Source organism: Streptomyces sp. NPDC058470 (assembly GCF_042721055.1).
Lineage (GTDB): Bacteria > Actinomycetota > Actinomycetes > Streptomycetales > Streptomycetaceae > Streptomyces.
The window spans coordinates 1-10,900 of record NZ_JBHXMF010000073.1 but is presented as its reverse complement, the minus strand read 5'-3'; the positions used below and the strand labels follow the sequence as shown (position 1 = coordinate 10,900).

Below are 10,900 nucleotides of genomic sequence, written 5' to 3'. Positions count from 1 at the left end.
CCCCAGCCACCCCCGCCCCCCCCCCCCGCCGCAGCCCCCCACCCCCCGCACCCCCCCCGCTCTGATGGTTCTGACGATCACAGACACTCCCGCCACTGGGCGGCTCAGGCCTCCGCGTCCTCCGAGTCGTCGTCCAGGAGGCTCTTCTGGAGAACCGGTCCTTCGCCCGGTGCAAGAGAGCCGAGGATCCGCTCAAGATCGTCCATCGAGGCGAACTCGACGGTGATCTTGCCCTTCTTCTGTCCCAGGTCGACCTTTACTCGCGTCTCGAAACGGTCCGAGAGACGCGATGCCAGATCGCTGAGCGCCGGGGAGAGCAGCGCGCCGGCCCGCGGCCCCTTGGAGCGCGGGGCGGTCTGCGGCCGCGATCCCATGAGAGTGACGATCTCCTCGACGGCCCGCACCGACAGCCCCTCGGCGACGATCCGGTGGGCCAGCCGGTCCTGCTCCTCCGAGTCGTCCACAGAGAGCAGAGCCCGTGCATGTCCGGCGGAGAGAACTCCGGCGGCAACACGGCGCTGAACCGCGGGAGAGAGCTTCAGCAGACGCAGAGTGTTGGAGACCTGCGGACGCGACCGGCCGATGCGGTCCGCCAGCTGGTCGTGCGTGCAGTTGAAGTCCTTGAGCAGCTGGTCATAGGCCGCCGCCTCTTCCAGCGGGTTCAGCTGCGCGCGGTGCAGGTTCTCCAGCAGAGCGTCCAGGAGGAGCTTGTCGTCCTCCGTGGCCCGCACGATCGCCGGAATCGCTTCCAGGCCGGCCTCACGGCATGCCCGGAAGCGCCGCTCGCCCATGATGAGCTCGTAGCGCGTCGGACCGACCTGACGTACGACGACGGGCTGGAGAAGCCCGACCTCCTTGATGGAGGTGACCAGCTCGAAGAGAGCGTCCTCGTCAAACACCTCGCGGGGCTGGCGCGGGTTCGGGACGATGAATTCGAGAGGTAGTTCGGCGAAGTGAGCACCCACAGGTGACGGGTATTCCTCCAGAACTCCGTTCGCCGACAGCTCCTCGGTTTCATGTGAAACAGGCGGCAGCATGGCCACCTTCGCCGCAGCCACACCGCGCTCGGCGGTGAGTACCGGCACAGCCGTCGGCGAGGTGGACGCTCCACCCGCGGAAGCCGCCTTCTCTCCTGTCGGTGCCGCAGGGATGAGTGCGCCGAGGCCACGCCCCAGTCCCCGTCGTCGCTCGCTCACTGGATCCCCTCCACCATGTTCTGACCGTTCTGTACGCCCACGTGGGCAGGTTCCGCGTCGTACGCCACACCAACTCCGCGGAGGGCGATTTCCCTTGCTGCCTCAAGATACGAGAGAGCACCGCTCGACCCTGGATCATAGGTCAGCACCGTCTGCCCATAGCTCGGCGCCTCGGAGATACGGACCGAGCGAGGAATGCTCGTCCGCAGCACCTCCTCGCCGAAGTGACTGCGTACCTCGTCCGCGACCTGCGACGCCAGACGCGTCCGACCGTCGTACATGGTGAGCAGGATCGTCGAGACATGGAGGTCGGGGTTGAGGTGACCCCGAACCAGGTCCACATTGCGCAGGAGCTGCCCCAAGCCTTCCAGCGCGTAGTACTCGCACTGGATGGGGATGAGGACCTCTGCTCCGGCCACCAGCGCATTGACCGTCAGGAGGCCGAGCGACGGCGGGCAGTCGATGAGGATGTAGTCCAGCGGCTGCTCGTACGCCTGGATCGCTCGTTCCAGTCGACTCTCCCGCGCCACCAGGGACACCAGCTCGATCTCCGCACCGGCGAGATCAATGGTGGCCGGCGCGCAGAAGAGACCCTCGACATCGGGGACCGCCTGGACGACTTCGGAGAGCGGCTTGCTGTCGATCAACACGTCGTAGATCGATGGAACTTCGGCGTGATGGTCGATGCCCAGCGCGGTGGAGGCATTGCCCTGAGGGTCGAGGTCGATCACCAGGACACGGCCGCCATGCAGAGCGAGTGAGGCAGCAAGGTTGACCGTGGTCGTGGTCTTACCCACCCCGCCCTTCTGGTTGGCAACGACCATGACCCGGGTCTGTTCGGGCCGTGGCAGGCCCTCACCGGCGCGACCTAGCGCCTCCACTGCCAGTTGGGCAGCACGACCGATGGGAGTGTCGTCCATTGGAGGCGGTGTTTCACGTGAAACATCCTCCCCCATCGACTCGGTACGGGGACCGGGGACCGGATCGGTCATCGGTCCCGCGATGTTGGCGTCGGACCGCAAGGATTCACTCTCCTCGACTTCAGGCTCGCAATGAACAGAGCCTCCCATGCCTTCGGGGTCGTGAACCAGCGAGGCCCGTTCTTCTGTGGAGAAATCCACCTCTGTGGACAACTCCGCACCCTCTCCGAGTGAACGGAGAGGCTTCCGGTCCCGGGATACAGCCGCGGCCCGGCCGCGACTGATGATGCCGTGCAACAGTGAGCGACGTTTCACGTGAAACACGATGCATAGGGTTCGCGGCCATCACGGCGCGACACTCCGAGATGTATAGGTTTGGCAGCTTGTGTGGAGTACCGCTCGTCGTCAGGACGGATCAGCGACAGTGACAAAAAACTCCCGGTTCCGCCATGCGGAGCCGGGAGTGCAACGTCGATTCAGCCCCTCGGACTCAGCGTCGGCGACGCGTTCGCCCGATCCGGGCCGCCTTTGCTCGCTTGGCCGCGAAACGCACCCCGCCGGGGCTCTCGCCGACCTCGACCCGTACGACGGTGGAGAGCGGATCCACCACTCCCTCTCCGACATGGAGTACGGAGGTCCGGGCGGCACCGAGCTTGCTGAGCGCCGTTGCAGCGCTCTTCAGCTCCTCCTCGGCGGTGTCGCCCTTGAGGGCGAGCATCTCGCCGTAGGGACGCAGCAGCGGGATCCCCCAGGCCGCCAGGCGGTCCAGGGGCGCCACGGCACGCGCGGTCACCACGTGAACGGGCGGGAGCTTGCCCATGACCTCCTCCGCGCGGCCACGGACGACCGTCACATGGTCGAGGCCCAGCAGTTCCACGACCTCGGTGAGAAAGGTCGTGCGGCGCAGCAACGGCTCAAGCAACGTGATCTTGAGGTCCTCACGGACAAGCGCCAACGGAATGCCCGGCAGCCCGGCACCCGAGCCGACATCGCACACCGTCACCCCCTCGGGTACGACCTCGGAGAGCACCGCGCAGTTCAACAAGTGCCGCTCCCACAGACGGGGTACTTCGCGCGGGCCGATCAGCCCGCGCTCTACGCCCGCCTCGGCCAAGAGCTCCGCGTACCGGACCGCGTCCGCGAAGCGATTACCGAAAACCTCGCGCGCCTGCTCGGGCGCGGGAGGAAGCTCCGCTGCCTCCGTCACGGGGACCGTCCTTCCGTACCGCATAAGCGCATTGCGCGCTGATCACCAGGACCATCAAGGACTACCGGGTACTGCCCGGCACCACCAGGGACTGACAGGCACCACCGGGAACTACCAGGCTGACAAGGTTCGGCCCCGCCTGCGCAACAGACGGGGCCGATGGAACGTACGTACCGATCAGGCAGGAAGCACGACGACGAAGCGCTGGGGCTCCTCGCCCTCGGACTCGCTACGCAGACCCGCGGCCTTGACCGCGTCGTGCACGACCTTGCGCTCGAAGGGCGTCATCGGGTTCATCTTGACGGGCTCGCCGGAGCTCTTGACCTCGGCCGCGGCCTTGGCGCCGAGCTCGGAGAGCTCCTCGCGCTTCCTCGCACGGTAGCCCGCGATGTCCAGCATGAGGCGGCTGCGGTCGCCGGTCTCCCGGTGTACCGCCAGGCGCGTGAGCTCCTGCAGGGCTTCCAGCACCTCGCCGTCCCGGCCGACCAGCTTGTTCAGATCGCGACCGCCGGAGTCACTGATGATCGAGACAGCGGCGCGGTCGGCCTCGACGTCCATGTCGATGTCGCCGTCGAGATCGGCGATGTCGAGCAGACCCTCGAGGTAGTCCGCCGCGATCTCGCCCTCCTGCTCAAGGCGGCTCAGGGTGTCGCCCTCGGCGGCAGCGGAGGTGGTGCCTTCCGTCACGGGATGGACTCCTTCTTACTTCTTGGACGGCGACTTGGGCCGCTGAGGACCCTTGCGCTGTCCGGACTGGGCTTTGCTGCGGGTACCGGAGCCGGGCTTGGTGCCGCCCGCGGCCGGCTTGGCGGCGTTGGGCTTGGCATCCTGCGGCTCTTCGGACTTGCTCAGCGAGGTCTTCGGCTCGGTCCCGCCGTCCGCCTTCGCCACACCCGACTGACGCTGGGACTTGGACTGCCGCTTCGGCTGCTGGCGCTTGGGGGCGCCGCCCGCGGTCGTCGGGGTGCCGTCCTCGGCCTCGGTGACGGCGTCACTCACACCCTTCACCACGGTGCCGTCGGCCTGGGCCGCCAGGCCCGCCTTCGTCAGAGTGTTGATGAACTTGCGCTCGTGCTCGTTGCGGTCGCGGCCCTTGGCGACGATCGCCTTGACGATGGCCTTCTGACCACGGCCGCGCGTCTTCTCGTGCTGCGTAACGTGCTTCTCCAGGCGCTCCAGGTAAGCGGCCTGGGCCTTGCTGCCCGGGGTCGGGTTGTTGCGGATGACGTACATCTGCTGGCCCATGGTCCACACGTTGGTGGTCAGCCAGTAGACGAGGACACCGACCGGGAAGTTGATGCCGAAGATGGCGAACATGACCGGGAAGACGTACATCAGCATCTTCTGCTGCTGCATGAAGGGCGTCTTCACGGACATGTCGACGTTCTTCGTCATCAGCTGACGCTGGGTGTAGAACTGCGACCCCGACATCAGCACGATCATGATCGCGGTGATGACACGGACATCGGTGAGGGATGCGCCGAGCGCCTCCACCTTCGATGAGCCGTCCGTAAACTTCGCGGCGAGCGGGGCACCGAAGATGTGGGCCTTCTGAGCACTGGCCAGCAGGGAGTCGTTGATCACGCCGATGGTCTTGTTCGACGCGATGCCATTGAGCACGTGGTACAGGGCGAAGAAGAATGGCGACTGCGCCAGGATGGGAAGGCACGAGGAGAGCGGGTTGGTACCCGAATCCTTGTACAGCTTCATCATCTCTTCGGACTGACGCTGTTTGTCGTTCTTGTAGCGCTCCTGGATCTTCTTCATCTCGGGCTGCAGCGTCTGCATCGCCCGAGTGGCCTTGATCTGCTTCACGAAGAGCGGGATCAGGCAGATACGGATCAGGATCACCAGGGACACGATGGACAAGCCCCAGGCCCAGCCCGTATCGGGACCGAAGATCAGCCCGTACACGGAGTGGAACTGGACGATGACCCAGGAGACGGGTGTCGTGATGAAGCTGAACAGACTGGCAATCGTGTCCACTAATCAGGCTCCTTGAGCATGGGACGGGGTCTCGGCGGCCGGGCTCGAGGGGTGGTCGGACATACCGTGCCCCTCGATGGCCGGTTCGGCGGCGGAGGTCCCGCCCTTGCGTGCACGCCAGGCGTTACGCAGCATTTCGTGCCACCGCGGACGCTTGCGCGGCGGAACATGGTCCACACCGCCCAGCGACCACGGATTGCACCGGAGGATGCGCCAGGCGGTGAGTGCCGTTCCCTTGATCGCACCATGCCTGTCGATGGCCTGGTAGCCGTAGTGGGAACACGACGGGTAGTACTTGCACACCGGCCCCAGGAGCGGGCTGATCGTCCACTGGTACAGCTTGATGAGAGCCAGCAGCGGGTACTTCATCGAGCGCCCCCTCCCAGCAGCCGCTGAAGGGCGGCATCCAGGTCTCGGGCCAGCTGTTCATGGTCGGCGTCACCCGCGCCGGGCAACGCTCGTACGACTACCAGGCTACCGGTGGGCAGGAGGGCCACCCGGTCACGCATCAGATGGCGAAGTCGGCGCTTCACCTTGTTGCGTACGACAGCCCCGCCCACGGCTTTGCTCACGACGAAACCCGCACGCGTCGAGGGAGCGCTCTCCCCAGGCGCGTGCGGGTCCGGTGCACCGCTACGTAGATGGACGACGAGGAGCGGGCGTCCGGCCCGGCGTCCTCGGCGTACCGCGGTCGCGAAGTCCTCGCGCCGCCTCAGCCGATGCTCGGTAGGCAGCACGACGTCATGACCTGTAAGTGATCAGGCGGACAGGCTGGATCGACCCTTGCCACGACGGTTCGCGAGAATCGCGCGGCCGGCACGGGTGCGCATCCGCAGGCGGAAGCCGTGGGTCTTGGCGCGACGACGGTTGTTCGGCTGGAAGGTGCGCTTGCTCACTCGGGGGCTCCAGAAATAATCGGTGGTGGCGGGATGCCGTCCTGGCTGTCACCGTGCGCCCACGAGTAGCTCGTATACGCCCGAGTGCACCGCTTCCCGATCACTCGAAGTGACCTGTGCCCATCGGAGGCAGGCGGCAGCAGCCATCGACAACTCGACCTGGTCACGGTACGCGCGGCTACGCCATCCGGTCAAACCAGCATCTGCCAGGAGACACTATCCACAGGCTGGGGACAACAACTTGAACCGCAGCGGTCGCCCTGACTACCGTGGCCAAACTCCGATTCGTTCCCTTCTCACCGCCCCAGCGGCTTTGTCCCCACCGCTCCAGCAGCTTTGTTCCCGCCGCCCCACCCGAGTGATCTTCCCAACCTGCTCCCAGAACCACACGTTCGTGGGACCCATGAGAGAGCGTGCCCTGTGGCTGACGTACCTGCCGATCTTGCCGCAGTGTGGCCACGAGTAATGGAGCAACTTCTCGGCGAGGGCCGCGGTCAGGGTGTCGAGGCGAAGGACGAGCACTGGATCAAGCGCTGCCAGCCCTTGGCACTGGTCGCGGACACCGCACTCCTCGCGGTCCCGAACGAGTTCGCGAAGGGCGTACTCGAAGGCCGTCTCGCGCCGATCGTCAGCGAGACCCTGAGCCGCGAGTGCGGCCGCCCGATCCGCATCGCCATCACCGTCGACGACTCCGCCGGCGAACCCCCTGCGCCCGCCCGGTACGAGGACTCCGAGCCCCCCTCGGGCCAGGGCCAGGGCCGCGACTCGTACGACAACCAGACCCGCGACGAGCGAAGCCCGTACGACAACCAGAAGCGCGACGAGCGACCCCCGTACGACAGCCAGGGCCGCGACGAGCGAAACCCGTACGACCCCCAGGCACGCGACGACCGGAATCCGTACGACGGACAGCGCCGCGACGGATACGAGGGGTACGGCCGGCACCGCGCCGATGACCACAGGTCCGGCCGCTCCGACCAGCTCCCCGGGGCCCCCGGCGACCAGCTCCCGAGCGCCCGTCCCGCCTACCCCGACTACCAGCGGCCCGAGCCGGGCGGCTGGCCGCGGCACCAGGACGACTACGGCTGGCAGCAGCAGCGCCTCGGCTTCCCGGAGCGCGACCCCTACGCGTCGCCCTCCCAGGACTACCGGCCGCAGTCCATGGACCGCCCGCCGTACGAGCAGCAGCGCTCCGACTACGACCAGCGTCCCGACCGTCGTGATCTTCAGGAGCCGCCCTCCGGCAGCGGCCACATGCACCGCGGCTCGCCTCAACCCGAAGTACCTCTTCGACACCTTCGTCATCGGCGCATCGAACCGCTTCGCGCACGCCGCCGCGGTCGCCGTCGCCGAGGCACCGGCGAAGGCGTACAACCCGCTCTTCATCTACGGGGAGTCGGGCCTCGGCAAGACACACCTGCTGCACGCGATCGGGCACTACGCGCGCAGCCTGTACCCCGGCACCCGGGTGCGGTACGTGAGCTCGGAGGAGTTCACCAACGAGTTCATCAACTCGATCCGCGACGGCAAGGGCGACAGCTTCCGCAAGCGGTACCGCGAGATGGACATCCTGCTGGTCGACGACATCCAGTTCCTGGCGGACAAGGAGTCGACGCAGGAGGAGTTCTTCCACACGTTCAACACGCTCCACAACGCGAACAAGCAGATCGTGCTCTCCAGTGACCGGCCGCCCAAGCAGCTGGTCACCCTGGAGGACCGACTGCGGAACCGTTTCGAGTGGGGTCTGATCACGGACGTCCAGCCGCCCGAGCTGGAGACGCGAATCGCCATCCTTCGTAAGAAGGCGGTGCAGGAGCAGCTCAACGCCCCGCCGGAGGTGCTGGAGTTCATCGCGTCCCGGATCTCGCGGAACATCCGCGAGCTGGAGGGCGCGCTGATCCGGGTGACGGCGTTCGCGTCGCTCAACCGGCAGCCGGTGGACCTCGGTCTGACGGAGATCGTCCTCAAGGACCTGATCCCCGGCGGCGAGGACTCGTCCCCGGAGATCACCGCGCCGGCCATCATGGCGGCCACCGCCGACTATTTCGGCCTCACCGTGGACGACCTGTGCGGCTCCTCGCGCAGCCGCGTCCTGGTGACGGCACGCCAGATCGCCATGTACCTCTGCCGCGAGCTCACCGACCTCTCACTGCCGAAGATCGGCGCGCAGTTCGGCGGCCGCGACCACACGACCGTGATGCACGCCGACCGCAAGATCCGCGCGCTGATGGCCGAGCGCCGCTCCATCTACAACCAGGTGACCGAGCTGACGAACCGCATCAAGAACGGCTGACAGAGACGGCGACAGAGACCGTCGTACGTCGCTGAGGGCGCCCCGGGACACCTGCCCGAGGGCGCCTTTCGCCGTTCTCGTGCGTGTGCGGGTGGCGCCTGCCGAGCTTCTCGTACGACTACGGAGGCTGCCCAGAGACGTTGTCGTACGCCCGCGGAGGCCGGTCCGAGACGTTTTCGTACCCGCGCCGAGGGCCTCGGCGGCGTTTTCGTACGTCTACGGAGGACGCCCTTCGTAGATCGGCGGTCATCCTGTGTTCGATTACGAGCCGGGTTACGGCCACTCTCCACAGATTCGGTGACTTTCCGGTGTCCACACCCTGGGGACTGGGAAGTTGTCCAGATCGTGTCCACAGGCCGCACTGGTGGAAGACCATCAGGCCAGGTCACCTGCTTGTGGATTGGTGGACGAAGACTCTCCACAGGCTGTGGACGAAGAAAAGATCCACAGGGTGCGCGCCAAGTTGTCCACCGTCGGCCCACAGGCTGGGCTTGGTTGTCCCCAGCGATCACCAACTTCTCCACACCTCTGTCCACTGTTCGGCAACTCGACGCGCCCTCTCACCGTGTCGAGTGAAAGGCGTCACACCAAGGTGTCCGGTTGGCCTGTGGGGAACGTGGGTAAATCTGGGGACGGCGCTGGGGAGAAGTGACCTCTGCCTGTGCATCGAGTGTGCAGAACTTTTCGCCGTCCACAGAGGAGCGTGGTTTTCCACCGCTCCCGCCCACAGGGTCGGTGGACAAAAAATCGCCTCTGAGCTGCGAAAACGGGGTTATCCACGGTTTCCACAGGCCCTACTACTAAGACCAACTAGAGAGAGCTTGAGAGTCGATTCGAAGTGGGGGCTGTGCACAACTCACGCTCGGAGCCTCCGGTGCCGCTCGGAACGACTTGACCCTGAGGGGCACCGACTGTCAGTGCTGTGCGTCAGACTGGTCCCCGGTGTCCTGCCCATCCCTGGGCCGAACGACACCGAGTCAGACGACGAAGGCCAGCAGGGCGAGAGCGCCGGCAACAGACGGAGGCGGCAACGGTGAAGATCCGGGTGGAACGCGACGTACTCGCGGAGGCAGTGGCCTGGGCGGCACGCAGTCTCCCGGCCCGTCCGCCGGCTCCTGTGCTCGCCGGCCTGCTCCTGAAGGCCGAGGAGGGCGCCCTGAGCCTCTCCAGCTTCGACTACGAGGTCTCGGCACGGGTCTCGGTGGACGCCGAGATCGACGAGGAAGGCACGGTGCTCGTCTCCGGCCGCCTGCTCGCCGACATCTGCCGAGCTCTTCCCAACCGGCCGGTGGAGATTTCCACAGACGGTGCACGGGCGAGCGTGGTCTGCGGCTCCTCGCGGTTCACACTCCACACCCTGCCTGTGGAGGAGTACCCGGCGCTGCCGCAGATGCCGTCCGCGACCGGCACCGTCCCGGGCGAGGTCTTCGCCTCGGCGGCCGCCCAGGTGGCCATCGCGGCCGGGCGCGACGACACGCTGCCCGTCCTGACCGGCGTCCGCATCGAGATCGAGGGCGACACGGTCACCCTCGCCTCGACCGACCGCTACCGCTTCGCGGTCCGTGAGTTCCTGTGGAAGCCCGAGGACCCCCAGGCGTCCGCGGTGGCCCTGGTGCCCGCCAAGACGCTCCTGGACACCGCCAAGGCCCTTACGAGCGGCGACAGCGTGATCCTGGCGCTGTCCGGCTCCGGTGCCGGCGAGGGCCTGATCGGTTTCGAGGGCGCGGGGCGGCGTACGACCACCCGGCTGCTCGAGGGCGACCTCCCGAAGTACCGCTCGCTGTTCCCGACGGAGTTCAACTCGATCGCCGTCATCGAGACCGCCCCCTTCGTGGAGGCCGTCAAGCGTGTGGCCCTGGTCGCCGAGCGGAACACCCCGGTGCGGCTGAGCTTCGAGCAGGGCGTGCTGATCCTGGAGGCGGGCTCCAGTGACGACGCACAGGCTGTGGAGAGGGTCGACGCCCAGTTGGAGGGCGACGATGTCTCGATCGCCTTCAACCCGACGTTCCTGCTCGACGGCCTGAGCGCCATCGACTCGCCGGTCGCCCAGCTCTCCTTCACGACGTCCACGAAGCCCGCGCTGCTGAGCGGCAAGCCCGCTCTGGACGCCGAGGCGGACGAGGCATACAAGTACCTGATCATGCCGGTGCGCCTCAGCGGCTGACGCATGGCGGCCGGCCCACCCGGCCGCCGAAGCCGCAGGTGGGGCGTACGTCTGAGCGCGTATGCCCACAGATGTGCGTGAGCGTCCGGGTTTAGGCTCGGACGTAGGTACGAAAGTGCCTTCACGCCACGTCGCAAACCTAAGGAACAACTGATGGAGCTCGGTCTCGTCGGCCTCGGCAAGATGGGCGGCAACATGCGCGAGCGGATCCGCCGCGCAGGCCACACCGTCCTCGGAT

At 66.8% G+C, this 10,900-nt stretch carries 11 protein-coding genes and 1 pseudogene; 4 read left to right on the top strand and 8 right to left on the bottom strand.

The genetic code is table 11. The annotated features are described in order from the left end of the window. Window positions 1-104: 104 nt before the first annotated feature. The 8 genes from ACFWP7_RS36955 to rpmH all read right to left on the bottom strand — a co-directional run bounded on the left by ACFWP7_RS36955 (window position 105) and on the right by rpmH (window position 6,205). Window positions 105-1,196: a ParB/RepB/Spo0J family partition protein gene (locus tag ACFWP7_RS36955; protein ID WP_384391076.1), complete on the bottom strand. Its 1,092-nt coding sequence runs from the start codon at window positions 1,194-1,196 to the stop codon at window positions 105-107. Then, window positions 1,193-2,266, bottom strand: coding sequence for a ParA family protein (locus ACFWP7_RS36950; RefSeq protein WP_384391158.1), 1,074 nt, complete (start codon window positions 2,264-2,266; stop codon window positions 1,193-1,195). The genes ACFWP7_RS36955 and ACFWP7_RS36950 overlap by 4 nt, the downstream gene beginning before the upstream one ends. 340 nt (window positions 2,267-2,606) lie before the next feature. After that, a complete protein-coding gene (gene rsmG, locus ACFWP7_RS36945) occupies window positions 2,607-3,323 on the bottom strand; it encodes a 16S rRNA (guanine(527)-N(7))-methyltransferase RsmG (protein WP_384391074.1) in 717 nt (238 codons plus the stop codon). 177 nt (window positions 3,324-3,500) lie between these two features. Continuing rightward, window positions 3,501-4,010, bottom strand: coding sequence for a protein jag (locus ACFWP7_RS36940; protein WP_384391072.1), 510 nt, complete (start codon window positions 4,008-4,010; stop codon window positions 3,501-3,503). 15 nt (window positions 4,011-4,025) lie between these two features. After that, on the bottom strand, window positions 4,026-5,309 hold the full coding sequence (yidC, locus tag ACFWP7_RS36935) for a membrane protein insertase YidC (RefSeq protein WP_384391069.1): 1,284 nt from the start codon (window positions 5,307-5,309) through the stop codon (window positions 4,026-4,028). Window positions 5,310-5,312: 3 nt separating this feature from the next. After that, the gene (gene yidD / locus ACFWP7_RS36930; protein ID WP_266458393.1) at window positions 5,313-5,678 is read right to left on the bottom strand and encodes a membrane protein insertion efficiency factor YidD; all 366 of its coding nucleotides are present in this window, start codon (window positions 5,676-5,678) and stop codon (window positions 5,313-5,315) included. Then, window positions 5,675-6,046, bottom strand: coding sequence for a ribonuclease P protein component (rnpA, locus tag ACFWP7_RS36925; RefSeq protein WP_384391067.1), 372 nt, complete (start codon window positions 6,044-6,046; stop codon window positions 5,675-5,677). The genes yidD and rnpA overlap by 4 nt, the downstream gene beginning before the upstream one ends. A gap of 21 nt (window positions 6,047-6,067) precedes the next feature. Next, window positions 6,068-6,205: a 50S ribosomal protein L34 gene (gene rpmH, locus ACFWP7_RS36920; protein WP_003967884.1), complete on the bottom strand. Its 138-nt coding sequence runs from the start codon at window positions 6,203-6,205 to the stop codon at window positions 6,068-6,070. Between the two features lie 420 nt (window positions 6,206-6,625). Here rpmH and dnaA (ACFWP7_RS36915) point away from each other — a divergent pair. From dnaA (ACFWP7_RS36915) to ACFWP7_RS36900, 4 genes and pseudogenes are all read left to right on the top strand, one after another. After that, a pseudogene (dnaA, locus tag ACFWP7_RS36915) lies at window positions 6,626-6,922 on the top strand (chromosomal replication initiator protein DnaA); the annotation flags it as partial. After that, window positions 6,912-8,498 (top strand): chromosomal replication initiator protein DnaA, encoded by a 1,587-nt coding sequence (dnaA, locus tag ACFWP7_RS36910; RefSeq protein ID WP_384391155.1) that lies wholly within the window; start codon window positions 6,912-6,914, stop codon window positions 8,496-8,498. The pseudogene dnaA (ACFWP7_RS36915) and the gene dnaA (ACFWP7_RS36910), both read left to right, overlap by 11 nt. A 1,033-nt stretch (window positions 8,499-9,531) precedes the next feature. Next, complete coding sequence (gene dnaN, locus ACFWP7_RS36905; RefSeq protein ID WP_384391063.1) at window positions 9,532-10,662, top strand: DNA polymerase III subunit beta; 1,131 nt, start codon at window positions 9,532-9,534, stop codon at window positions 10,660-10,662. A 153-nt stretch (window positions 10,663-10,815) separates the two neighbouring features. Beyond that, on the top strand, window positions 10,816-10,900 hold an 85-nt coding region (locus ACFWP7_RS36900), incomplete at its 3' end, for an NAD(P)-binding domain-containing protein (protein WP_384391152.1).

Bases quoted from the DNA above. Each gene is read 5' to 3' on its own strand.
- ACFWP7_RS36950 (WP_384391158.1), bottom strand. From the start codon at position 2,266: ATGGGAGGCTCTGTTCATTGCGAGCCTGAAGTCGAGGAGAGTGAATCC.
- yidD (WP_266458393.1), bottom strand. From the start codon at position 5,678: ATGAAGTACCCGCTGCTGGCTCTCATCAAGCTGTACCAGTGGACGATC.